Origin of the sequence: Leifsonia sp. PS1209, from assembly GCF_012317045.1 — a bacterium.
GTDB lineage: Bacteria > Actinomycetota > Actinomycetes > Actinomycetales > Microbacteriaceae > Leifsonia.
In genome coordinates this window covers 339,999-364,037 of record NZ_CP051154.1, presented here as the reverse complement: position 1 = coordinate 364,037, position 24,039 = coordinate 339,999, and the positions used below count along the sequence as shown (strand labels likewise).

Sequence of the window (24,039 nt, the reverse complement as noted above, 5' to 3'; positions counted from 1 at the left end):
AAGCGGGTCACAATGACCGAGAACGACACGCTCGCAGAGCGCCTCACGTCGAGCGAGACCGGGCAGGAAGCCTCTCTCTGGCTGCCGCTGATGAAACTACTTGCCCAAGGCGACCCGGTTGAGGTCAGCACCCTCGCGACGGTGACCGGGCGCAGCGAAGCCGACGTGCAACAGGCGCTGGCCGCGGTTCCCGACATCGAGTACGAGTACGGCCGCATCATCGGCCAGGGCCTCACCCTGCGTCCCACCCCGCACCGCTTCGAGGTCAACGGTGAGCAGCTCTACACCTGGTGCGCACTGGACACCCTGATCTTCCCCACCCTGCTGGACGCGTCAGCGCGGGTCGAGTCCGTTAGCCCCGCAACCGGCGAGCCGATCGCCGTCACCGTCGGCCCCCACGGGGTTCAGTCGGTCTCGCCCGAGACCGCCGTGGTTTCCCTCGTCAATCCCGAGGACATGACCTCGATCCGATCGGCGTTCTGCAACCAGGTGCACTACTTCACGTCCGCCGAGGACGCGCAAACCTGGCTCGAGACACACCCAGGAGGAGAAGTCATGCCCGTGGCCGACGCCTACGCCCTCGGCACCCAAATGGCTCGAACCATGATCGAGAATGCCCAGGAGGGAAGCGGCCCGTCAGGCGCCGACAGCTGCTGCTAGAACACAGGCGGCTCAGCGACCCGACGATCAGCAAGAGCCAGCCGACGCCCAACGGCACCCGAAACGATCAATGACGACAACACAAGGAGTAGCTAATGAGTGAACGTGTCGATGTTGCGGTGCTCGGGATGGGCCCCGGCGGTGAGGTCGCGGCGAGCCGGCTGATGAAGGCTGGCAAGAAGGTTGCCGTGATCGAGCGGGAGCTGATCGGCGGGGAATGCGCCTACTGGGCCTGCGTCCCCTCGAAGACCGTGCTGCGGCCGCCGGAGGCGCAGACCGAGGTCCAGCGAGCGGCCGGAGTCAGCGGTGCGGAGTTGAACTGGTCGGAGACTAGCGACTACCGCGACTACATGATCCGGAACCTCAATGACGCTGGCCAGGTCGAGGGCTACAGCAAGCGAGGTGCCCTCGTCATCAAAGAGGATGCCCGCATCACCGGCCCTGGCCGTATCCAGGCCGGCGAGCAGGAAATACTGGCCGAGCACATCATCATCGCCACCGGTTCCGATGCGGTCGTGCCGCCACTGGAGGGTCTGGAGGACATCACCGCCTGGACGAACCGGGAGACCTACACCGCGACGTCACTGCCCGGCAGTGCCGTAATCGTCGGCGGGAGCGCCGTCGGGGTGGAAACGGCGACGTTCCTCTCCCGGTTCGGTGTGAACGTCACCCTGCTGCAGCGTGGCCCCAGGCTGATCGACCGCGAGGATCCGCGCGTCGGGGAGCTTGCCAAGCACTACCTTCAGAGCGCCGGGGTCGACGTGCGGCTGAACGCGGTGGTCCGAAGAGGGCGCCGCGATGGCGGCGCGAGCGTGATCGAGCTCGAGGACGGCAGCACGGCCACCGGAGACGTCGTGATCTTCGCCACCGGCCGCAGCCCCCGCAGCGGCGGCCTCGGCTTCGAGGACGTCGGCGTCTCGCTCGGTGAGCACGGTCAGGTGCTGGTGGACGACCAGTGCCGGGCGGCCGAGAACATCTGGGCGATCGGCGATGTGACCGGGGTCATGCCGTTCACCCATGTGGCGAAGTACCAGGGCCGCATCGCCGCCGAGGCGATCCTCGGCGGGACGCGGAAAGCGTTCTACGACGGCATCCCTCGCGTCGTGTTCGGGGAGCCGGAGATCGCCGCGGTGGGGCTCACCCAGCAGCAGTCCGATCACGCCGGTTTGCACACCACAGCCACCGAGCTCGACCTCGCCGACGCAATCACCCGGCCCTGGACTTACGAGAAGGACCCCGTCGGCAACCTCGGGCTCCTGGTCGATACCGAGGCGAAGGTGCTGGTCGGCGCCTGGGCCGTCGCACCCTTGGCCGGGGAGTGGATCCACCACGCCTCGCTCGCCATCCGGGCACGGATACCGCTAGACACCCTCCGCGACCAGGTCGCCCAATACCCCACCTACAACGAGGCCTACCTCGCCGCCCTCGACCACATCAAGGCCTGAGCTCGTGCGCGGGAGGGGCGGTCTGAAGAGCTGCCCGAGCTGGTTTCGTTCCCTCAAGAGCCGTGAAAAGATCAGCGTGAAGATCCCAGGAGCGATCGAAGACGTACTCACCGCGTAAGTCGGCGGCTACGTCGGCACGAAAGTTGCGGAGCCGGTGAGCACCAAGCTCAACGAAGTGCAGCCAAGCAGGCCCCGGCCGATGGAGGACGCTGTCCGACCCGGGGGCAACTGATCGCCGACGACATGGTGACACCGACGGCCGGCTTCAGCGCCCCGAATCGCGCCTACCGCTGGTCACCCACCTGCACGGTTTCCTCGCCCACCAAGTCTTCGGCCTCGCTGCCGTGGTCACCCTGCGAAGCCATCTAGCCACACGGTGGCGCCGCCGCTGAGACTGTCGGATCGGCCACTTGGAGCGACGTCCGGGCCCCGCGGCTACGCGCACGCCAGGCGGGCCGAATTCGGACCGTCCGAGCGGTGTGGACGGAATTCCGGGTCGGTGTCGAACTGTCGGCGCTCTTGCATGATGCGGTCAGTAGCCGCTCGGCCAGGCGAACCTGGGGGGCAACCGGACTGTTGCCGCCGTGGGTCACGATGATAGCGATGTCCTCCTTGCTTGACAGCGCGCCGCCTGCCGGCGGTCGTTGTTCGATAGCATCGATCTCCTCGGTCCCTCGTCCAGCGCGGCCACCGTCCCACGGCGGCCTCGAATTTCCCGGCTGCGATTACCGTGATCGCGGCTCGTCATCGTCGGCCGTCACTGTGTTCCGGGATCGGTTCCGCGCGCGGACGAGAATTGCGCTGATCAAGATGACCGCGACCGCGGCCAGGGCGGAGCCGGTGACCAGACCTATGTTGCTGCTGAGGAAAGCGGTCATAGCGGAGGAAATGCGGCTGCCGGTCGTGGCCAGGCTCTCATTCGCGCCCCCGGCGACCAACGCAGGTGCCCAATAGGCGACGAGGTAGATCCCGGACAGCAGCAGCACCGCCCCGGCGATCCGGGGCACATACCTTGCGGTGCGGTGCAGGATCCGCGCCAGCAGGCCGCTGGCCAGGGCCGAGGACAGAGCCAAGAGCACCAGCACCATCGCCGCTCCGGCTGCGTACGCGGCGAACACCACCACCAGGCCGACCGCGCTGCCAGCTGCCAGAGCCTGGCCGATCACCGCAAGCAGCACCGCGAGGGTGCAGGACAGGGACGCCACCCCGTACGCGGCACCAAAGGCGAGCATCGCGCTCGGGCCGCGTCCTTGCCGAGCGATCCGGCTGGAGTTCATGGTGAACCCGACGTGCCGGCCGGCGAGCAAAGCGGTGCCAAGCCCGACAAGCAGCACACCGACCAGCACTGCTACCCACGGCACCGCTCCGATCAGGCTGCGCATTCCAAGTGCGACCAGCAGCCCGGCCACGCTCAGCACTCCGGCGAATCCGGCGCTGACCAGCAGCCCGGCTCCGAGCCCGACCAGCGCACGCCGTACGAGGCTCTGCTGCGCGCCGGGTTCGTCGCGGCCAATGTAGTAGGCGAGGAACGCGGGCAGCATCGCGAATCCGCACGGGTTCACCGTCGACAGCATGCCCGCCGCGAAGGCGAAAGCGAAGGTACCCAACACGCCTCCTATGAGCCCGCGGCCGCGATGGCCTGGGCCGTCTGGGCCGCTGAGGGGTCCACCCCGCGGTAGACCACCCGCCCGGCTTTATCCAGCACCATCGTCAACCCGAGCGCGTCCACGTTAAACCGCTTCAGCAGGGTCCCGTCGTCGCGTACCACCGACAACGGCGGATTCCCGACGTCCTGCATGAACCCGTTGATTATGTTCACCGGCTCGCCGGGGTCCAGATCGACCGCGACGGCCTGCACCCCCGAGCCAGCCTTCGCCACACCCGCCCCGACGGACTTCGCGCCCGTCACGCAACTCGAACACGAGGCGGTGAAGAAGTAAAACAGAGCCGGCTTGTTGTTCGGCACCGTCAAATTCGTCCCGGACACCGTCCGCACCGTCGTGGACGGGAACGAGGACCCGGCAGCTGAGCCACCCGACGGGCCCGTTGCCGCGCCCGGCGACGTCTGCGCTCCGCACCCGGTAAGCAGCAACGCCACCGCGATCCCTGCCAAGGCGACGGCGAAACCACGACCTCGACGGCTTCGCAACAGGCTGGATCCCGAACCGCGCCTCACTTGCGCGCCGCCCGCTGGCGCCGCTCCTTATTCGGCGGCACCACTGCAGGGCTCGGCACAGCACAGCAGTCGTCAACCATCACTGGCAACACCTGCTCACCAGCACCCTCGCGGCCTGCGCTGTTGGTTTCCGCTGAACGGGCGGCCGAACGACGCCGCGCCCGAAGCACCGTGTACACCACGGCGGCGGCCATCACCAGGGCCGCCACAGCCAAGACCGGCCAGCTGCCCAGCACTCCACCAACCAACGCGAGTCCACCCGCCGCGATCAGCGCCGGGCCGCCGCAACACGCAACTGCCAGCCCCACCGCGCCGATGGCGATCAACGCCACGCTCATCCCGCCTCCACGATTCTCGGACATCGCACTCTCCATCCACGGTCAGACAATCCCGGCCATACCCGACCGGTCTGTATTCATCTTTCACGTTTCCCTATAGGGGAATGTCAACCCACCGGGCGCGAGCTGCTGCTGCTCTGCGCTGGTCATCCTCACATCCATCGAGGTGCGGGCTACAGTGCGGGAGGCCGGCCTTAGCAGATGAACCCTTGGAAGCGGTGATCGCTCGGGAAGAGGCCGTCCGTCTCGCCCGTCGCGTTCACGAACTCACCGAGCAGCTGGCAGCGAACCTGAATCGCATGACCGGACTGATTCAGACCAGCCCCGCCGCTCCGCTTCTTCAGATCACCGGGGTTGGGCCGGTCACCGCTGCAATCGTGCTCACCGCGTGGTCCCACCCCGGCAGGGTGCGCTCCGAGGCCGCCTTCGCTGCCCTCGCCGGCGTCAGCCCCATCCCCGCATCCTCGGGCAACACCACCAGGCATCGTCTCAATCGCGGAGGCGACCGACGTCTCAACAGGGCGCTCCACACGGCCGTGCTCGTCCGCATGGTCCACGACCCCGAAACCCGCGCCTACGTCGAAAACAGGCTCCAGGAAGGACGCAGCCGACGCGAGATCCGACGGGCACTGAAACGCTACCTCGCCCGAAGCGTTTATCGATCACTCAACGCGCTCCACCAGCCAGTGCTGACGACTTGACAGATATAGAAGCGTCGACCCGGCACTGCGCTCCGCTCCCGTTCACCCTCGATCCCCTTGCCAGACAGGCGAACAAGAACAGTTGAAGGGATCCCAGAACCATGAGCGACACCACCACCGTTGCGGGCACCATCGAACACCTCGACCCACACGCCCTGATCATCGAAACCAACGTGCGCCCCTCCGCACCCATCACCCCCGCGTTCGTGCAGAGCATCCGCGAGAACGGCGTTCTCACCCCGGTCCTCGGGCATCGAAGCGACGACGGCCAGGTGACCGTCCGAGCTGGACAGCGCAGGGTGTTCGCCGCCCGCGAAGCATGACTTGCCACCATTCCCGTCTACCTGGTGGAGGCTGACGAGGTGACCGCGGAGCGGATCGTGCAGCAGATGGTCGAGAACGACCAGCGCGAAGCCCTCACCGACGGCGACCGGGCCGCCGCCTTCCAACAACTCGCATTCGAAGGACTCAGCGTCACCGCGATCGCCCGACGCACCGGCACCAAGCAGAAGGAGGTCAAGACCGCACTCGCGGTGGTCGAGAACCAGGTGGCGGCGAGCGCAATCCAGGAGCACCAGCTGACCCTGGATCAGGCGGTCGTGCTGATCGAGTTCGACGGCGACGACGAAATCCGCAACGACCTCATCCAGGTCGCCACCACCGACCCAGCCCAGTTCGCGCACGCGGCCCAGCGGGCACGCGACGACAAAGCCCGCGCCAAGACCAAGGCGGATGCGGAAGCCGACCTGGCGGGACGTGGCTACCTAATCCTCGACGCGAACCCCGGCTACTACGACACCGAGTACACGCGCATCAGCGAACTCCTCACCGCCGATGACCAACGCGTTACCGTCGAGCACATCGAGAACCTGGACGGGCGAGCGGCCTTCGTGCGTGTCTACGCGGACGGCGACGCCACCATCAGCTACTTTCTCCGGGACGCGAGAGCGGCAGGCTTCCACACCTACGGCGGTACCCCGTCCAAGTCGGGGCCGATGACCGACGAGGAGAAGGCCCAACGGCGCATCCTGATCGCGAACAACAAGGCGTGGGCGTCCGCTGAGATCGTCCGCCGCGAATGGCTCGCCACGCTGCTGTCCCGGAAGGCTCTGCCCAAGGACGCGGCGGTCGTGATCGCCAAGGGTCTGACCGTCCACCGGCAGGCGATCAGCACCGCCACCCGTGAGGGCAACGAGCTCGCCCACCAGTTGCTCGGCCTGGAGCCCTCCGGCTACTTCGAGAACGACAAGCTCGTCGCGTTGCTTGAGCAGACCCCGGCAAAAGCGCAGCATGTCGCGCTGGCGGTCGTCCTCGGGGCGTGCGAGTCGGTCACGAGCAAGCAGACCTGGCGGTACCCCTCCCCCACCGATAAGGACTACTTCACCCAGCTCGCCGCGTGGGGCTACAACCTCAGCGATGTCGAGCAGATCGCGACAGTAGGCGAGGCCGTCCAGACGGCAGAAGAAGCTGGGGCGGTCAGCTCGGACCCTGGCGTGAGCGACTGATCCTGCCGGAGGGAAGCGGGCCTGCGCACCAGGCCCGCTTCTCGCTTGCGCTGTCAGGACAGTTCGCGAGTCGCCGCTTGCACCGTCGACGGCCCGACCACTGGACCTCCGCGCTGGGATACCCGGTTGAAGGCGACGAACGGCACACACGCCGTCTCAGCCGTGAGCGCCGCCAGACGGCCGATCGGTGTGCGGGGATCGGCGGCGATCGCCCATCCATCGACTGCGTACCGGCTCACCGTCTCGACGCACTCCCGCTTCTCCTCCGCCGAGGGGCTCGTCGAGCCGACCACCCCGACCAGACCGCCCCGCAGTTCCGGACCCATGTTTCTCGTATCGATGGCGAATACCCGCATCCTGATCACTCCCCTGGTTGATCGTTTTGTTTGCCTTTCCGGCGGGGAGATCAGTGGCGAGTGGGAGGTGCGCAGTGCCGGGACCGTGGAATACCGGACTGGAGCGAAGCGGAAGGAGGATATGCCGCGAAAGCCCGGCACGGAAGCACCGGGAACGAGCTACGATCGGGCGGCGGAAAGACACACAAAGCTCTGGGAACAGCGCCGCCGGGGGCGGCTCCTCCCGTCGTTGCCCGAGCGGTATCGCACGAGGGGGCCATCCAGTCGATCTCCGACGCCCGTCACCGACTTATTTCTCCGAGATCGGCTGGTCACAACGGCACCGGTCGACCACCGAGGCGGGAGTATCCCTTGCGCGAGCGGTTCGATGGCCGGCCGACCCGAACGGCGCGGCCATCGAACCATGCGCGCTGACAACCGGCTGGGGGGAGGCGGCGTCAGATGCGTGCCACCATACCCGGAGGTTCGCTAAGAATCCACCAAGGTCAGGGCCGCCATGAAAGCTGCCAGCCTTAGTTGACCTGGATTAGGGGACTTCCGAAAGAGTTCGCGTTCTCCATCACGGGTGCGCGAGCTCATCCGCGACCGCGGTCTGCGCCTGGGCGTGCGTGCCCAGCCCGTGCGCGGCGAGATAATGCTCCGCATCTAGGGCGGCAGCGCAGCCGGTGCCCGCTGCTGTGATGGCCTGCCGGTAGCGACGGTCGACGAGGTCGCCGCACGCGAATACGCCGGGCAGGTTCGTCTCGGTGGTCGGATGCTGAACCTTCACGTAACCGTCGGCGTCCAGATCGATCTGACCCGCGACCAATGCGCTGCGCGGGTCGTGACCGATCGCCACGAACAGGCCGGTCGCATCCAGGGTGCCCGGCTCGCCCGTGACGGTGTCGCGAACAGTGAGCCCGTTCAGCTTGTCGTCACCGTGGGCTTCGGCGATCTGGGTGTTCCAGCGGATACTGATCTTGGGGTTCTCTTGCGCCCGATCCTGCATGATCTTCGATGCGCGCAAGGCATCACGCCGGTGGATGAGGGTTACCGAGTTGGCGAACCGGGTGAGGAACATGGCCTCCTCCAGCGCCGAGTCGCCGCCGCCGGCGACCGCGATGTCCTGATTCTTGAAGAACGCGCCGTCGCAGGTGGCGCACCAAGATATCCCGTACCCGGAGAGCCGATCCTCTCCCTCGATGCCGAGCTTGCGGTGCGCCGACCCCATCGCAAGGACCACGACGTGTGCCTCGTACACGGTTCCGCTTCCGGTGGAGATCGTCTTGATCTCGCCCGTCAGGTCGACCGCGGTCGCATCGTCGTAGACGAGCCGGGCGCCGAAGCGCTCGGCCTGCTGCCGCAGGCTCTCCATCAGGTCCGGGCCCTGGATGCCGTCAATGAAGCCGGGAAAGTTCTCGACCTCGGTGGTGTTCATCAGCGCCCCGCCGATCTCGACCGAGCTGGTCAGCACGATCGGGTCAAGGCCGGCGCGGGCCAGGTAGATCGCGGCGGTGTATCCGGCGGGGCCGGAACCGATGACGACGACGTTCTCGACGCTCACGCGGGCGTGACCTCCAGGCTCTTCAGCAGCTCGCGCACGTGCTGCTCCACCTCGGCTCGGATCACCCGCACAGCCTCGACCGGCTGGCCCTGCGGATCAGCGAGCTCCCAATTCTGGTAGCGCTTGCCGGGGTAGATCGGGCAGGCGTCGCCGCAGCCCATCGTGACAACGACGTCTGCGGCCTGCACGACATCGTCGGTCAGCGGCTTCGGGAACTCGCGACTCATGTCCAGCCCGAGCTCCGCCATCACCTCGACCACAGCTGGATTCAGTTCGTACGCGGGCATCGACCCCGCGGAGCGGACGTGGACGCGTCCTCCGGAAAGAGACTCGGTGAGGACCGCCGCCATCTGTGAACGCCCAGCGTTCTGCTCACACACGAACAGCACCTCTGGCCAGATCACCGGCAGCGCACCCTTCGCTTGCGCCAGGGCGGTCAGCCGCTCCGTCGCGAAGTGGATCGTGCGCGTCGTCAGATGCGCCTTGACCTTCGCGGTGCGTAGCAGCGCGGTGTAGGACTCGAGGACATACCGCTCCACCGTCTCCCGGTTGAACACCCCGTCGAACTTGGCGGCCAGATCGTCGGCGAGCCGACGCAGGTACGCCTCCGGATAGGCCAGCTCAGGCTGGCTACGGCGCCCCGTTGCGTCGATAGTCATGATCGTCACACCACCGCGGGCAGGAGCTCAGCGAGCAGGTTCTCGACGCGCTGCTTGATGTCGTCGCGGATCGGGCGGACCTCGTCCACCGGGCGCCCGGCGGGGTCGGTGAGCTCCCAGTCCTCGTACCGCTTCCCCGGGAAGATCGGGCAAGTGTCGCCACAGCCCATCGTGATCACGACATCGGACTCCTTCACCGCAGCGGTGGTGAGGATCTTCGGCTGCTCGCCCGCGATGTCGATACCCTCCTCGGCCATGACCTGAACCGCGACCGGGTTGATCTGGTCCTTCGGCTCCGAACCGGCGGACAGTACCTCGACGCGGCCTCCGGAGAGCTCACGCATGAACCCGGCGGCCATCTGGGAGCGGCCGGCGTTGTGGATGCAGACGAACAGGACGGTGGGCTTGGTATCAGTCATGGTTCTCCTCGGTTCTCAACGATCTTCGTTAAGCATAGATGTAGGTCAATGCTTTTTCCAGTCGTCTATCGCCGAATTCGGCAATCGTTCACTTTTCGATCCGCTCGAGAAGGTCGCGGACGCGACCCTCGATGTCGTTTCGGATCTCGCGGACGCGGGCGATCGGTTGCCCGACGGGGTCGGGGATGTCCCAGTCCAGGTATTCGCGGCCCGGGTAGATGGGGCAGGCGTCACCACAGCCCATGGTGATCACGTAGTCGGCTGCGCGGACCGCCTCGTCGGTGAGCGGCTTGGGGAACTCGCCGCCGAGCGGGGTGCCGATCTCGTCGAGCACGGTGACGATCGTGGAGCGCACGGCCTCCGCCGGCTCCGAGCCGGCCGTACGGACGATGACCCGGTCGCCGGCGAGCTGGCGCAGGATCGCAGAGGCGAGCTGGGAGCGGCCGGCGTTCTGCACACAGACGAACAGCACCTCCGGCACGGTGTGGGTGGTTTCGTCGGCCCGTAGGAGCGCGTCGAGCCGATCGATCGTGAAGCTGCTGGTCTGGGACGCTCGGGTCGGGTGCGAGCCCGCACGCTCGCCCAGCATCCGGTAGCTGTCCTGCACGTACGAGCTGACGATGTCCGGTGCCAGTACCCCTCGGTATCGCGTGGTCAGGTCGGCGACGATGCGCTCCAGCGCCGCCGCGTCGTCGCGTGTCTCGCCGTCGCGGACCAGGTTGGCGACGCGGTCGAGCTGGGAGGGCGTGATCGAATACCACGCCGTGCGGCCGATCTGTTCGCGCTCGACCAGTCCCTCGTTCTTGAGCATCCGCAAGTGGTGAGACACGGTCGGTTGCGTGAGCCCGAGGGTCTCGGCCATGCGGGTCACCGACCCCCGGCCCTCCTCGGAATCGAGGATGATCCGGAGGAGGGCGGCGCGGGTGGGATCGCTGATGCGCTTGAGGCTCTGCAGGTCCGGGCTAACCGCTTGCGCTCCGCTCATAGATGGGAGTCTATGCGCGAGAATTGTGCAATGAACGTAATCGTGCTCCACATCGATGACTGCCCGAATTGGGTAGAGGCGTCCGACCGAGTTCGAGCAGCTCTTGACCTCGTGCGGCCGACGGCGCATCTGGAGACGCGAACGGTGACCACCCCCGACGAAGCAACGGTGCTCGGATTCGCGGGCTCGCCCACGATCCTTGTGGACGGACAGGATCTGTTCGACGGCATCCCCACCGACGCTCTCGCCTGTCGCGTGTACCGGACGCCAGAGGGCCTTGCGGGAGCTCCGACGACTGGAATGATCATCGAAGCCCTCCGCGAGAAGGGCACTGCTTAGGAGCAGCAGGACGACCCGCTCGCGCCGGTCGAGCACACGCCTGTGGCCGGGAGCACCAGTTGCACGTTGCGTGCCGACGCGATGTCGCCGGCGAGGTAGGCGGTGATGGATCGGACCTGCTCGTATCCGGTGGCGAGGAGGAACGTCGGGGCGCGTCCGTAGGACTTCATCCCGGCGAGGAAGAAGTTCGGCTCGGGCTGCTGCAACTCGGCGAACCCGTGGGGCTCGACCGTGCCGCAGGAGTGGATGTTCGGGTCGATCAGCGGCGCCAGCCGGACGGGAGCCTCCACGATCTCGTCCAGGTCGAGCCGGATCTCGCGCAGCATGTCGAGGTCGGGCCGGAACCCGGTCGCGTTCACCACGATGTCGGTGTCGTGCTCGACCCGCTCGCCCGCTCGCTGGCCGATCAGCTTGACGCCGTTCTCGGTTGCGGCGAGGCGAAGGATTTCGAACCGGTCGATCTGCTGGATGGCGCCGGTGGCGATGAGACGGTCGACGCGCTTGCCGATAGCGGCGCGCTCGATCAGCTGGTCGTCATCCGAGGTGGTGACCCGGACGGCGCTCGCGTTGCGGATCAGCCAGGTGATCCGCGTTTCCGGCACCTCACGCTTAAGGGCGGCGAGGTTCAGGAGGGTGTTGGCGGCGGAGTGTCCAGCGCCGACGACGGTGACGCGCTTGCCGGCGAACCGGGCGCGCTCGCGCCCGACCACATCCGGCAGCGCGTGCGAGACGTGCCCGGCGACCGCCGGCAGCCCGAGAGGGTCGAGTCCGGACGAGGCGAGGCTGTTCGGGGTCAGGTAGGTGCCGGATGCGTCGATGACGGCGCGGGCCGTGACCTCCCGCACGCCGTCCGCATCGCTGATGCGCAGCAGGAAGGGGGTGTCGGCGCGGCCGGTGCTCCGGGTGCGATCCATGCCCTCGCGACTGACGTCGGTGACGGTGACGCCGTAACGGATGTGCGGACGGATCGAGTCGATTGCAGCCAGCGGCGCCAGGTAGTCATCCAGGAACTGGCCGCCGGTGGGCAGCTGCTTCTCGTCGGGACTCGCCCACCCTGTTTCAGCCAGGAGCCGAGCGGCGGCCGGGTCCACCAGCATCTTCCACGGCGAGAAGAAACGGATATGCCCCCACTGGGAGACGGTGTGGCCGGACGTGTCGCCGGTCTCATAGATCTCGAACGGGATGCCCCGTTCGACCAAGTGGGCGGCGGCCGCGAGCCCGATCGGCCCGGCGCCGATGATCGCCACCGGGAGCCCGTCGAGGCGGCTGCTGCGGATCGTGGGGACGGTCAGGTCGACGAGAGTCATCCCTCATTCTCCATTCATTGAAGGTTTTCGATTTACAGTGTGCCTGCTTCATCGAAATCTGTCAATGTACGGCTAGACTAGTCGCATGGCCGTTCTCGAAGCACTCCCGATCACACCCGTGAACGCCTGCTGCACTCCTGTGACGAGCGAGACCCTCTCCCTCGACGAGGCGGAGTCGATGGCGGCGGCGTTCAAGGCTCTCGGCGACCCGACCCGACTTCGCCTGCTCTCGATCGTGGCCAACTCGGAGGGCCAGGAAGCGTGCGTCTGCGATCTGACCGAACCGATCGGGCTCAGCCAGCCGACGGTGTCACATCACCTCAAGCTTCTGCTCGACGCGGGCTACATCACCCGGTCGAAGCGTGGCACCTGGTCGTACTACAAGCTCGTCCCAGGAAGCCTGGAGCGCGTGTCGAAGGTCCTCACGACAGCGCTCTAACCGAGTGGCCCGACCGTCGTGCGCTATGCGCTCCGCGTCAGGTGTGCGGCGAGGGAGCCGACCCGGCGTGCGATCTCGTCGAAGGCAGCCTCGAACGCTTTCGAGCTGCCGTCCGGCACCGGATCGGGAATCGACCAATGAGCGTCGCCGTACCCGAGCTCCTCGTGCGCTCGGTCACAGACCGTGACGACATAGTCACCAACCTCGACGACATCCGCGTACAGCTTCGGTCGTCCCGCCAGAACGACACCATGTCGCGCCGCGACCTGCACCGCACCCACCGCGACCCCGGGCGCCGGGTGCGTCCCCGCGGAAAGGGCCGGGACATCGCTGGAGCGCGACCAGAGCGCCTCCGCCAACTGAGACCGCGCCGAGTTCGCCGTGCACACGAACACGACCCGACGCGCGGCATCATCCGCAGACGGCCCCAGCGCAGTGAGCGCGGCCGGCCGCAGGCGCACGTACGTCCTGCGGCGATCGCCCTCCGAACGCTCGCGCACGATGATGCCTTCACGCTCCAGGACCGCAAGGTGGTGCGCGAGCAGATTGGTGGAGACCGCCAGCTGCGCGACGAGCTCTCCCGGAGTCAGATCGCCGAGCACGAGAAGGTCCACGATTCGCAGACGCAGGGGATCCGCCAGAGCCGCGTGCAACGCGGCTCGCGTCTCCAACGGATTTCGCCCAGTGTTCATTACCTCAATGTTGACTGAGGTATCTCCTACCGGTCAAGATGAAGCCAATGAACACGCGCCTTCTCTCTCGCCTGCTCGCCGAATTCCTCGGAACCGGACTGCTCGTCACGGTCGTCGTCGGCTCCGGGATCGCCGCCAGCCGCCTCTCTCACGACACCGGCCTGCAGCTGCTCGAGAACAGCATCGCCACCGCCCTCGGCCTCGCCGTGCTGATCCTCTTGTTCGGCCCCGTCTCCGGAGCCCACTTCAACCCGGTCGTCTCACTTGTCGACTGGATCGTCGGCCGCTCCGCCCGCAACGGACTGACCCTCGCCGAGGCGGGGGCATACATCCTCGCGCAGGTCGTCGGCGCCATCGGCGGAGCCCTACTCGCCAACGCGATGTTCGAGCTGCCCACGCACGTCGCCACCACCGAGCGGGTCACTGCCGGGACGCTCATCGGCGAAGTCGTCGCGACGGCCGGGCTCATCATGCTGATCCTCGCGCTGGCGCGATCCGGCCGCAGCGCCGCTGCCGCCCCCGCGATCGGCGCCTACATCGGCGCCGCCTACTGGTTCACCAGCTCCACCTCGTTCGCGAACCCCGCCGTTACGATCGGCCGGATCTTCTCCGACTCGTTCGCCGGGATCGCCCCGGCGTCCGTCCTCCCCTTCATCGCCGCCCAACTCGTCGGCGCCGCCATCGACGTCGGACTCACCCTGGCGCTATTCCGCTCGGAGAAGGTCTTGGCCGAGGCCGCAGCGGACGTCGTCATCCCGCAGACCACCGATCGCTGAACGGAACCATCCCATGCATCTCGTCGCCATCGGCGGCAGCGACGCCGGAATCTCCGCCGCGCTGCGCGCCCGCGAACTCGACCCGGCGACTGACGTCACCGTCGTCGTCGCCGACGAATACCCGAACTTCTCCATCTGCGGCATCCCGTACTACTTCTCCGGTGACGTGCGCCCGTGGCAGTCGCTCGCCCACAGGACCCACGCCGACCTCGAGGCGACCGGGATGTCACTCAGGCTCAACACACTCGCCACCGGCATCGACGTCGCGGGTCAGCGATTGAACGTCCGGGCGGCGGACGGAACCGAGTCCGTGATCGGCTACGACGAGCTGATCGTCGGCACCGGCGCGCTCCCCTCGCACGCGGGCATAACCGGACTCGACCAGCTCACCCCCGCCGATGGGCTGCACGTCATCCACTCGATGGGCGACACCTTCGCCCTGGACCGCGACCTAGAAGCACGCGACCCGCGCACCGCGATCATCATCGGCGCCGGCTACGTCGGTCTCGAGATGGCCGAGGGATTCAGCGCGCGCGGCATCGACGTCACCGTCCTGCAGCGCGGACCCGAAGTCCTCTCCACCCTCGACCCGGAACTCGGCTCCTCCGTCCACGAGGAGCTGACCAGCCACGGCGTGCACGTGCGCACCCGCACCGTGGTTCGCTCGGTCGAGAAGGACACCGACGGTTTGCTTGTCCGCGCCGACCACGACGGCCAGCCCGTCAACCTGCGAGCCGACATCGTGCTCGCTGTTGTCGGTGTCCGCCCGAACACTCAGCTCCTGGAATCCGCCGGAGCCACCCTCGGCGCCGGCCGCGCGGTCGTCGTCGACGAGCAGATGCGAACCGGCCTGCCCCACGTCTACGCGGCCGGCGACGGGGTCGTCACCCACCACCGGCTGCTCGGGGTCACCTATCTCCCGCTCGGGACGACCGCGCACAAGCAGGGACGCGTGGCCGGGGAGAACGCAATCGGTGGCGACGCCCGCTTCGCCGGCTCGGTCGGAACACAGGTCGTCAAGGTCTTCGACCTCGTCGCCGCGCGAACCGGTCTTCGCGACCACGAAGCGCACGCCGCCGGCTTCCAGAGCGTCACCACCCAGACCACCGCCGACGACCACAAGCGCTACTACCCGGGCGCCCAGCCGATCAGCATCCGCATCACCGGAGACGCCGACAACGGACGCCTCCTCGGCGCTCAACTCGTCGGCCGCCTCGGCACCGAGACCGCCAAGCGCGTCGACACCTACGCGACGGCGCTGTTCGCCGGCCTCACCGTGCAGCAGATCAGCGACCTCGACCTCTCCTACACGCCGCCACTCGGCTCACCGTGGGATGCCGTCCAGGCGGCGACCCAAGCCTGGACACGAGCCACCATCGAAACCGAGATCACGGTATGAACGACGCCCCCACCGTCCTCTTCCTCTGCACCCACAACGCCGGCCGGTCGCAGCTTGGATCCCACCTCTTCCGTCGCGTCGCCGGCGATCGCGCCCACGCCACCAGCGCCGGCACAGCACCGGCCGACGGGCCAAGCCAGCCTGTGGTTCAGGCTCTCGCCGAGCTCGGTATCGACAGCTCCGACGCGCAGCCTCGAGCGGTGACGGTAGAGGACCTTGCGGCCGCTGACATCGTCGTGGCCATGAAGCCCGGGCTCGAGCTCCCCGGCCCTGTGGCGGGTCAGTTCGTGCAGTGGGAGTTCCCCGACCCGGCGACCTGGGACCTCGACGGCGTTCGGGAGCTCCGGGGCACGATCTTGGTGCAGGTCGAGGAGCTGGTGGAATGGGTGGCACCCGCTGAAGAATGATCCGGTGACGACTCTGGGAAGCACGGCAGCCGAATGATCATTCGCACGCTCACGCTCGCGGACTGGTCCGAGGTCGAGCGGATCTACGTCGAGGGGATCGCGACGGGCAACGCCACGTTCGAGTCGGAGCCTCCATCGTGGGAGCAATTCGACGCGAGCAAACTGCAGGTTGGGCGACTTGTCGCGGTCGATGAAGGCGGCGTCGCCGGCTGGGCAGCCGTGTCTCCGGTCTCCTTACGCGAGGTCTACCGGGGCGTCGTCGAACACTCCGTGTACGTTGCCGACCGCGCGCGCGGCCACGGACTTGGACGGCTGCTCCTGGACGAGCTGATCAACGCGTGCGACAACGCGGGCATCTGGACGATCCAGTCGAGCATCTTCCGCGAGAACACCGCCAGCCTCCGTCTCCACGAGCAGGTCGGCTTCCGAGTGGTCGGACATCGCGAACGCATCGCCCTGATGACCTACGGGCCGTGGGCCGGGCAATGGCGCGACACCATCCTCATCGAGCGGCGACGGGAACAGTAGTCCGCACCCCCTTGCGCAGCGCTACCCTGAGCGCACCGGAGGGAGGCCTCTCATGCGCACGGAACCCCTGCTCGGACTGGACGTAGCCTCGCTCTCCGCCGTCTTCCTCGCCCTGCTCGGAATCCACGTCGCGGCGGCTCTGGTCGCAATCGCGAGTGGGCTGGTTGCCATGTTCAGCCGAAAAGGCTCCGGCCGGCACGTTGTCAGTGGCCGGTTCTACTTCGGAGCGATTCTGATCGTCTTCGCTTCCGCGTGCGCGATGTCCGCCTTCCGGTGGCCCGCCGATCTGCCCCTTGTTGCGGCGGGTGCCGTCGCTGCCGTCGCGGCCTCCTTCGGGTTCATCTACCGTCGGCTCCACCGACCCGGCAACGCTCCACACATCATCGCCATGGGAGTCTCCTACGTCGCCATGCTGACCGCGTTCTACGTCGACAACGGACCCCAGCTCCCCCTTTGGCGCCTGCTGCCCTCGTGGTTGTTCTGGTTTCTTCCCGCGATCGTCGGGGCTCCGCTCATCATCCGCGCCGTGCTCAAGCACCGCCACCTCAGTTCCGACAGTGACAACCCGAGTATCAGGAATCCCGCGTGACGGGTCGCCGTGCCAGTGTGCCAACGCCCAGGTCGCTGGCCGCGGCGGTCGTCACGGAAGGAATCAGTCGAACCCTCAACGAGAAACGTCAGCGCGGTCTCCGCGCCAGAACACAGCTATCCAAAAACCGCAGCGCCGACACACGTACACGTCATTGCGCTCACCAAGCGCGTGAACCTGACGCCGGAGCCGCTCCCGGCCGCAGCAGGAGCACTCCACTGACTCATTGGTCGACATAGTTCACGATAACTCCGTGACACCGCTCCCGGTATGCGCGCAGATTTCTTCGCGGGTCACCGTCCTGGGCGCTTAAAGCCGTATCGTGCGTGGTGGTTGTCGGCGTGAAACGCTCGTGTTCGTGTTCACCTTCCTGTGCGACACTCGGCGCGTGGCGAAAGACGTATCCGACGAAGACACCATCCAGCAGGTAACTGAACGCCTCCAGGCGAAGTTCCCGGACATGTCCCGGGAAGAGATCGAGAACGCCACGCGCGCCGAGTTCGACGACTTCGTCGGCCGACCGGTGAAGGACTACCTGGCCATTCTGGTTGAGCGCTCTACGAAGAAGAGGCTGAAGAAATCGGCCAACGCGAAGGACTGACTGCCGAAACCCGTCAGCCCGGGGCCGATCTACCAACTTCCTCCTTTGCTGCCTGCCTTGTCCCTCCCGTGGGCGTCAGACACATGGATCATCGGCAGCGCTTGAGTTCAACGCCGCCCTAAGTCGCCATCCCATTTGCCGTCTACCTGCGTGATCGGATCGCACAACTCAGGGGACGTTGATAGAGCTCGCCCACGCAGGGTTGACTCAGGTACGAGTTTCTGCGCGGAGCCGACTACGTCGGCGCGAGCCGTGTCTTCTCCCCGCTCCGGCCTGCGATCGTAACGGCCTCCGGCTGCTCCGCGACCGACCCTCACTATTTGCAGACTCCGTCGCTGCGCTCCTCCACTTAGCAACCGCTCCTGCCGGTCACTGCTCAGCCTCCACCCGTTCTTGATCTTCGTGCCGGGACGGCGAGAAAGACGAGTGGACAAAGGAGCAACCGACATGACGCACACGACCATCACCCGATCCGCGGAGGCACGCCAGACGGAAGCAGAGGCACTGCACGCGTCGATCCTGGAGCAAGTCCAACAACTCGCCGACAGCGGCCAGTGGCGGGCATTCCTCGAGTTCGCCCGCTCCTTCCACAACTACAGCCTGAACAACCTCCTGCTGATCCTCGCCCAGAACCCCGACGCGACCATGGTCGCCGGTTTCCGGCAATGGCAGGCCAAGGGGCGCCAGGTCCGTAAGGGTGAGAAGTCGATCAAGATCTTCGGATACCGCGAGCGGAAGACCGAGACCGCTGCCGACGATGAGACCCCAGCCGACGACGAGCGTGTGGTCCGATACTTCCCGACTCTGTCCGTATTCGACATCGCACAGACCGACCCGATCGAGGGAGCCGACCCGGTCCCGAGTGATCCTACTCACCGACTCGTCGGCGACGACGACCACGGAGTCATTGCTCCGCTGACCGCTCACCTTGAGTCCCGGGGATGGAGGGTTAGCCGCGAACCGTTGGCCGATGCGAGCGGATACACGGACCCCGAGACGCTGCGCGTGATCCTTGCGGAAGGTATCAGCGTCGAGCAGTCCGCGAAGACTCTGATTCACGAGACGGCGCACATTGAGCTCCGCCATATCGACAGCGTCGAGGAGTACCGCCTGCACCGCGGACGCATGGAGGTCGAGGCTGAGTCGGTCGCCTTCGTGGTCGCAGGCCTGTGCGGCTTCGACACCAGCGCGTACAGCATCGGCTACATCGCCGGATGGAGCGACGAAGACGTCACCATGATTCGCGAGTCGGCTACGCGAGTCCTCGCGGCGGTTCACGACATCGTGGGGATGCTCGACCAGTAATCGCGACCGGACGAAAAGAACCCCGACCCAACTTGAGTGGGTCGGGGTTCTTTCGCGCTCGGGGGCGCGAAGTGCGGGCCGGCGGAAGAGGCGGCAAATGTTGAGCGGGAGAGATGGCCGTGACAAGAAAAGGACGAGACGAAGGGACGAGAAGCAACGAATGAAACCAAGGCGAAGGAGACCAACGAGAGAACGAGACCAGAAACGAGAGAGAACGATAAAGACGACAAGCCAAAGGGAAAAGAGCGAATGCACGTAGGCACTCTTCGAGTGTGCGCGCTCCGTGCGCGCCAAAAAGCGCGCGTAACCGGAAGTTCTAAGTGTGAGAGGTGGAGTGGCGCGCTGGAAGCGCGGGCAGGCGGCCCAGGGGGTCAAGCAGGCGGTGCACTACGCGTTCGGCGGCGTCTGCGACGCGACGCTGACGGCCAAGACCGCCGATGGCGCACTGGCCGCCGCGGGCTATGCGGACGCCGTGATGACCCGGTACATCGTTGAGAACGGCGCGATCCGTGACGACCTCCTCACCCGGTCCCAACTGAAGGATTGGGTCGATGGTGTCGACCCTCTGACGGGTGAGCGTCGGGGTCGGGATCTGGAGTCGCCGGTCGCGGATCTGATTTTGGATGCGACGATCAACGCACCGAAGTCGTTCTCGATCGCGGCGATGCTGGACCACGAGTTGGCGGCAGCGTACGAGGATCTGCAGGACCGGTTGCGGGACCGGATCATCAAGCTGTGGCAGACCGAGCTCAACGCCCGCCGCGGAAAGCAAGGTGCTATCCGAGAAGACCTCGCCCGCATCGAGGTCGTCGAGTTGCGACACGAACGGTCCCGCTCACTGGACCCTCATAAGCACCGCCACCTGTGGCTGAACGTCAAGGTCGAAGGACTCGACGGGAAGTGGTCCAACGTCGACACTCGCGTCGCGCTCCGGTTCCAGAACATCGTGAACGCCGAAGGCGACCTCGCCTGCAAGACCGACCCAGCATGGGTCGCTGCTCTCGCGTCGAAGGGCTTCACGCTGAATTCGGACGGGGAGATCGCGCAGCTGCAGCATCTGGTGCGGCCGCTGTCGAAGCGGTCCGCTCAGATCGAGTCCAACAAGGCTGCCCATCTTCGCCAGTGGAGGGAACAGCACGCGGACGAGGAGCCATCCGCCTCCGTCCTGAACCAGATCGATCAGTGGGCATGGGCGGCTGGCCGGCCGAACAAGCCGGGGCAGCTGGACGAGAACGATTGGGCGTCCGTTGTACTGACCGAACTCCTAAACGCCGACCCGCAACTCGTACAGCCACGAGGCGCGAAGGTGGCGCGCCCGATCGCCATCGAGGACCTGGACATCGAGCTTCTAGCGGCCAAGGCGATCGTCGATGCGGACGGTCGATCGACCGGGACGGGAGGACGATTCAGCGACATGGACGTCCGGGCAGGAGCCATCCGAGCGATCGCAGCATCAGGCGTAATCAATGATCGGACCCAGCTAGGTGTGGTCGTCGACGAAGTTACTGCCTACGCCGCCAGCACATACACGGTGACACTGCTGTCAGAGGCCAGCACTCCCCCACACATCAAGAGCCGGATGGCCATTGCCACTGCAACTCTCAAGGCCACAGTCGCGCATCGCACAGAGTCCCTCGCTACGCCTGGCACCGTGCCTTCCGTAGGGGAGATGACCGAAGTAGCGAAAGCCATAGATCCCAACCGCGCGCTGGACGAAGGGCAACTGGAGGGCGCCTCCTCGATCGCAGGTTCCGACCGAGTCGTGACGATCTCCGGTGCCGCTGGCACAGGCAAGACGACGATGCTCAAGGTGGCCGGAGCGGCTCTGCGTCGTGGCGGTCGAGCCATGATCATCGTCGCGCCAACGAAGAAGGCTTCCGCGGTCGCTGGACGCGAAACCGGGAGCGAGTCGTCATCTCTCCATCAGTTGCTATACGACTACGGATGGCGATGGATCAGCAATCCAGCCGGTGCCACCGAGTGGTCATGCCTAACGATCGGCGAGCTCGATCCGTCGACGGGTATGCCCTACGTCGGTCCGCGCATCGGCGTTCGACCGGGAGACCGTATCGTGGTTGACGAAGCTGGAATGCTTGACCTCGAGGCAGCGAACGCCCTGCTCGACGTCGTCGCCCGCACCGGCGCTTGCGTCGCCCTCGTCGGAGACCAGCATCAAGCTCTTCCGGTCGGTCACTCGGGCGCCATGGCCCTCTTCTGGCGACGCGCAACCCGCCAGGTCGAGCTCTTGACTATCCATCGATTCAAAGACCCAGCGTGGGCCAACCTGAGTCTTCGACTTCGGCAACCAGATGACCTAAAGGAAGCCGGTCATACGGCCGACGAATTGATCAACACGGGACACGTAGTGCTCTCAAACAGCCAGACTGACGCGCACGATGCCCTCGTAAGTGCCTGGTTTGAAGCCTCCCGAGAGCGACAGTCCATCGCCATAGTCTCCGCGACCCACGCCGAGGCGCAATCGGTGAGCGAGGCCATTCAGGCTCGCCGGATCTCGGTCGGCGAGGTCGACACCAGCGCAGCCGTTTCGGGTCAGGCCGGACAGGCGATCTTTGTCGGCGATGTCGTCCAAACGCGACGGAACGACAGCACGATGGACGTACAGAATCGCCAGAACTGGACGGTGAAGAACGTGACTGCGCAACATGTCATGTTGGCGTCCGCAAACGACTCGACAGATCTGCGAATGATCGATCACGAGTATGCAGGAACCCACCTCCACTTGGCATACGCCACGACCGTTTACGGCGTGCAGGGCGAGACAACGGACCGATCTATAGTCGGCCCTGGCGTCGACGGCGCCGGCCTGTATGTAGGAATGACGAGAGGCACGTCCAGCAACCTAGCGGTAGTCGTAGCTCCCACCGAGGCGTCGGCTCGGGCTCAGCTAGTCGAGACCATGCAACGGCAACCTGTGGAGGAGACGATCGAGATCTCTAGGGCCGCCGCACGAGCCGAATTCAACCGCGCGGCTCGTTCTCAAACGGGGCCCGCTACGAGCGTCTCGCCTCTCAGCTCTACAGGCCGTGCCCTGCACTAACCGGAACAGCTATCCCACAAGTCCACTCGCGAGTATCTGCCGACCAACAGCATTCGCGCCATCCAAAGCGCCCGTTCGTGGGTCGAAACGAAGCAGACCCACCGTTAGATTGTCTGCTCGGTCTTGTACCGTTGGGAAAACACCTCCCCTGAGGAAAACAAGTGATGAGCGGCCATCAACCGACCCGACGGCTGCAGCGCGCTCGACAACACCAAGGTCAAGATTTCCTCTGCGGCTTTGAACCCATGCAAGATACCGCGAGCTGTACAAATCACAAATGTCGGTGGCGGAGCCTTCCGCCACAACAACGTCGACTGCGCCCAGGTAGGCCATCCACTGGCGGCAGATCTCTACCGCTTCGCGTCCGGTAGCTCCGGACGGCGCTGGCGCTGGCGCATCGAGACTCATGTCACCAGTGTCCACCAGACCACGGCGGTTGGTGCGGTTCCGACCGGAAGGGCCATCCCCGGCAGCCGACCTTGGGAGCCAATAGCATCGATGAGTGATACCTTCGCTTCTCCCGCTCGCGCCCTTACTCATCTACTGGCACCCGGAGTGACGATGCGGCCATCCGTCCGATCATTTGTCCCAAATCGATCCGGCGCTTCCGCCTTCGAGGTCCATTCGAACCTAGGATTCGGCTGTGGACTTCTGGCAGCAGTTCTGGGCGACAATGTGGGGCGCGCTCGCGGGTGCGATCGTGGCCGGCGGGGTGACCGTGTTCGTCGCGTGGAGGAGCTGGGCGGTCTCGAGAGACTCCCAGTACCGGGACCGCTTCGATGATGCGTTGAGTGGCCTATTCAGTCACATCCGAGACCTTGTAGATAAGAGCTTTCGCGACTCGACTGACGTGATCCGAGTTAATTGGCCGCCGAAAGCTAGGGGGCTGCTAGTCGAGGTCGATCGTGTGCACATGCTCGCGCGGGGCCAAGACGCCCACATGATGGTTTTCGTTGGCAAGGTCGTGTACCGGCTGCCGAGACGTTCACACACTTGGATCGTTGCTAATCTTCCGGACCTGGTCGCATCCCTCCGAATGTGGCGAACCGGTGAAGTCGGCTTTGCAGAGACGATGCGCGCAGTCGAGAGCTTGGACGGATAGCCCTTCGCTCGATGCCGAGCAACCCGACCCTTCACTGCTTGCCCCCCCCCCCCCCCCCCCCAAAAATGGCACCTACCAGAACACCCGCTGCCTGAGGCAGGATACGGTGCCAGTGTGGATCGTGCTTGGAGGTGTCGTGGGAAAGGGACAACCCGGGGGCGCTAAACGCGAGGCTTTGAAGCGCCAACGCCAACGGGAGGCGCGCGCCGTCAGTTTGCTTTCGGAAGAGTCTTCCGATGAACTCTTTGCCCGGCTCCGAAGCGGAGCGGCGAACGTCGCGGGGGTGACCTATCAGATCAACCTTGCGACCCTGCTCCTCGGTTCCGGGAGGCTGTCGGACTCTCCACTTCCTCGGGTGTCCGCTGTCCGTCCTGAGGGTTTTGAGGACATTGATTGCCGCCTTCAGGACGGCAGCTGGCTTCTTGTCCAGAGTAAGCAGCGGAGCGCGCGGACCATGAGTCGCGCGGAGACTGCGTCTGTAATCGCGCATGCCGCTCAAGTCGAGGCGGCTCGCGACTACGACGGAAGCGTCGCCGGGTACGCCATCGTCAGCAATGCAGGCTTCGCCGCGGGCGCTACAGGATGGGGTTCAACAATCCCCCAAGGCGACGCTGAGCTTACGCGAGCGGTGCGAGACCAGCTATCAGCCAGTCGTCGCGACCCGGACACAGCGGAACGCCTAATTGGCCGAACCCACCTTGTCGTTGTTG

25 protein-coding genes and 1 pseudogene are annotated in these 24,039 nt (G+C 65.9%); 16 read left to right on the top strand and 10 right to left on the bottom strand.

Annotated features, from left to right (window positions below):
- The first annotated feature begins 12 nt into the window (after positions 1 to 12).
- The gene (gene merB / locus HF024_RS01840; protein ID WP_021763756.1) at positions 13 to 660 is read left to right on the top strand and encodes an organomercurial lyase MerB; all 648 of its coding nucleotides are present in this window, start codon (positions 13 to 15) and stop codon (positions 658 to 660) included.
- 95 nt (positions 661 to 755) lie between these two features.
- Positions 756 to 2,105: an NAD(P)/FAD-dependent oxidoreductase gene (locus HF024_RS01835; protein WP_021763755.1), complete on the top strand. Its 1,350-nt coding sequence runs from the start codon at positions 756 to 758 to the stop codon at positions 2,103 to 2,105.
- A gap of 725 nt (positions 2,106 to 2,830) precedes the next feature.
- Here the strand turns inward: HF024_RS01835 and HF024_RS01830 are convergent.
- The 3 genes from HF024_RS01830 to HF024_RS01820 form a co-directional block, all read right to left on the bottom strand.
- On the bottom strand, positions 2,831 to 3,715 hold the full coding sequence (locus HF024_RS01830) for a cytochrome c biogenesis protein CcdA (RefSeq protein ID WP_021763754.1): 885 nt from the start codon (positions 3,713 to 3,715) through the stop codon (positions 2,831 to 2,833).
- A 5-nt stretch (positions 3,716 to 3,720) separates the two neighbouring features.
- The gene (locus HF024_RS01825) at positions 3,721 to 4,092 is read right to left on the bottom strand and encodes a TlpA family protein disulfide reductase (protein ID WP_168688435.1); all 372 of its coding nucleotides are present in this window, start codon (positions 4,090 to 4,092) and stop codon (positions 3,721 to 3,723) included.
- A gap of 185 nt (positions 4,093 to 4,277) precedes the next feature.
- A complete protein-coding gene (locus HF024_RS01820; RefSeq protein ID WP_168688434.1) occupies positions 4,278 to 4,643 on the bottom strand; it encodes a hypothetical protein in 366 nt (121 codons plus the stop codon).
- Between the two features lie 176 nt (positions 4,644 to 4,819).
- Between HF024_RS01820 and HF024_RS01815 the strand changes: the two are divergent.
- The 3 genes and pseudogenes from HF024_RS01815 to HF024_RS01805 all read left to right on the top strand — a co-directional run.
- Positions 4,820 to 5,320 (top strand): annotated as a pseudogene (locus HF024_RS01815) (IS110 family transposase); the annotation flags it as partial.
- Between the two features lie 101 nt (positions 5,321 to 5,421).
- Complete coding sequence (locus tag HF024_RS01810) at positions 5,422 to 5,643, top strand: ParB N-terminal domain-containing protein (protein WP_168688433.1); 222 nt, start codon at positions 5,422 to 5,424, stop codon at positions 5,641 to 5,643.
- Between the two features lie 39 nt (positions 5,644 to 5,682).
- Positions 5,683 to 6,825 (top strand): chromosome partitioning protein, encoded by a 1,143-nt coding sequence (locus HF024_RS01805; protein WP_168688432.1) that lies wholly within the window; start codon positions 5,683 to 5,685, stop codon positions 6,823 to 6,825.
- 53 nt (positions 6,826 to 6,878) lie between these two features.
- Here HF024_RS01805 and HF024_RS01800 read toward each other — a convergent pair whose 3' ends face one another.
- The 5 genes from HF024_RS01800 to HF024_RS01780 form a co-directional block, all read right to left on the bottom strand.
- Positions 6,879 to 7,151, bottom strand: a complete 273-nt coding sequence (locus HF024_RS01800; RefSeq protein ID WP_155829196.1) for a hypothetical protein — start codon at positions 7,149 to 7,151, stop codon at positions 6,879 to 6,881.
- A 589-nt stretch (positions 7,152 to 7,740) separates the two neighbouring features.
- Positions 7,741 to 8,724 carry a thioredoxin-disulfide reductase gene (gene trxB, locus HF024_RS01795; RefSeq protein WP_021765552.1) on the bottom strand — a complete coding sequence of 328 codons (984 nt, stop codon included), beginning with the start codon at positions 8,722 to 8,724 and terminating at the stop codon, positions 7,741 to 7,743.
- Entirely contained in the window at positions 8,721 to 9,383 is a 663-nt protein-coding gene (locus HF024_RS01790) for a low molecular weight phosphatase family protein (protein WP_039924270.1), read from the bottom strand. The genes trxB and HF024_RS01790 overlap by 4 nt, the downstream gene beginning before the upstream one ends.
- 5 nt (positions 9,384 to 9,388) lie before the next feature.
- Complete coding sequence (locus tag HF024_RS01785) at positions 9,389 to 9,802, bottom strand: arsenate reductase ArsC (protein ID WP_021765550.1); 414 nt, start codon at positions 9,800 to 9,802, stop codon at positions 9,389 to 9,391.
- A gap of 88 nt (positions 9,803 to 9,890) precedes the next feature.
- The gene (locus HF024_RS01780; RefSeq protein ID WP_021765549.1) at positions 9,891 to 10,787 is read right to left on the bottom strand and encodes a metalloregulator ArsR/SmtB family transcription factor; all 897 of its coding nucleotides are present in this window, start codon (positions 10,785 to 10,787) and stop codon (positions 9,891 to 9,893) included.
- A gap of 30 nt (positions 10,788 to 10,817) precedes the next feature.
- On the opposite strand from HF024_RS01780, the gene HF024_RS01775 reads away from it, so the two are divergent.
- A complete protein-coding gene (locus HF024_RS01775) occupies positions 10,818 to 11,126 on the top strand; it encodes a hypothetical protein (protein ID WP_021765548.1) in 309 nt (102 codons plus the stop codon).
- Here HF024_RS01775 and HF024_RS01770 read toward each other — a convergent pair.
- On the bottom strand, positions 11,123 to 12,433 hold the full coding sequence (locus tag HF024_RS01770; protein WP_021765547.1) for an NAD(P)-binding domain-containing protein: 1,311 nt from the start codon (positions 12,431 to 12,433) through the stop codon (positions 11,123 to 11,125). The genes HF024_RS01775 and HF024_RS01770 overlap by 4 nt on opposite strands.
- Before the next feature lie 85 nt (positions 12,434 to 12,518).
- Between HF024_RS01770 and HF024_RS01765 the strand changes: the two genes are divergently transcribed.
- Complete coding sequence (locus HF024_RS01765) at positions 12,519 to 12,872, top strand: metalloregulator ArsR/SmtB family transcription factor (RefSeq protein WP_021765546.1); 354 nt, start codon at positions 12,519 to 12,521, stop codon at positions 12,870 to 12,872.
- Between the two features lie 23 nt (positions 12,873 to 12,895).
- Here the strand turns inward: HF024_RS01765 and HF024_RS01760 are convergent, their stop codons facing one another.
- Complete coding sequence (locus HF024_RS01760) at positions 12,896 to 13,564, bottom strand: ArsR family transcriptional regulator (protein ID WP_039924259.1); 669 nt, start codon at positions 13,562 to 13,564, stop codon at positions 12,896 to 12,898.
- A gap of 47 nt (positions 13,565 to 13,611) precedes the next feature.
- Between HF024_RS01760 and HF024_RS01755 the strand changes: the two genes are divergently transcribed.
- From HF024_RS01755 to HF024_RS01715, 9 genes are all read left to right on the top strand, one after another.
- Positions 13,612 to 14,340, top strand: coding sequence for an MIP/aquaporin family protein (locus HF024_RS01755; RefSeq protein WP_021765544.1), 729 nt, complete (start codon positions 13,612 to 13,614; stop codon positions 14,338 to 14,340).
- A 13-nt stretch (positions 14,341 to 14,353) separates the two neighbouring features.
- Positions 14,354 to 15,739, top strand: coding sequence for an FAD-dependent oxidoreductase (locus HF024_RS01750; RefSeq protein WP_021765543.1), 1,386 nt, complete (start codon positions 14,354 to 14,356; stop codon positions 15,737 to 15,739).
- On the top strand, positions 15,736 to 16,146 hold the full coding sequence (locus HF024_RS01745; protein WP_021765542.1) for a low molecular weight phosphatase family protein: 411 nt from the start codon (positions 15,736 to 15,738) through the stop codon (positions 16,144 to 16,146). The genes HF024_RS01750 and HF024_RS01745 overlap by 4 nt, the downstream gene beginning before the upstream one ends.
- 33 nt (positions 16,147 to 16,179) lie before the next feature.
- Positions 16,180 to 16,674, top strand: a complete 495-nt coding sequence (locus tag HF024_RS01740; RefSeq protein ID WP_021765541.1) for a GNAT family N-acetyltransferase — start codon at positions 16,180 to 16,182, stop codon at positions 16,672 to 16,674.
- Positions 16,675 to 16,726: 52 nt separating this feature from the next.
- Complete coding sequence (locus HF024_RS01735; protein WP_051337076.1) at positions 16,727 to 17,263, top strand: hypothetical protein; 537 nt, start codon at positions 16,727 to 16,729, stop codon at positions 17,261 to 17,263.
- A gap of 358 nt (positions 17,264 to 17,621) precedes the next feature.
- Positions 17,622 to 17,864, top strand: coding sequence for a hypothetical protein (locus HF024_RS01730; RefSeq protein WP_155829193.1), 243 nt, complete (start codon positions 17,622 to 17,624; stop codon positions 17,862 to 17,864).
- 447 nt (positions 17,865 to 18,311) lie between these two features.
- A complete protein-coding gene (locus HF024_RS01725) occupies positions 18,312 to 19,169 on the top strand; it encodes an ArdC-like ssDNA-binding domain-containing protein (protein WP_168688430.1) in 858 nt (285 codons plus the stop codon).
- A 334-nt stretch (positions 19,170 to 19,503) separates the two neighbouring features.
- A complete protein-coding gene (locus HF024_RS01720; protein ID WP_247597253.1) occupies positions 19,504 to 22,227 on the top strand; it encodes an AAA family ATPase in 2,724 nt (907 codons plus the stop codon).
- A 643-nt stretch (positions 22,228 to 22,870) separates the two neighbouring features.
- Positions 22,871 to 23,329, top strand: a complete 459-nt coding sequence (locus tag HF024_RS01715) for a hypothetical protein (protein WP_039921959.1) — start codon at positions 22,871 to 22,873, stop codon at positions 23,327 to 23,329.
- Positions 23,330 to 24,039: the final 710 nt, after the last annotated feature.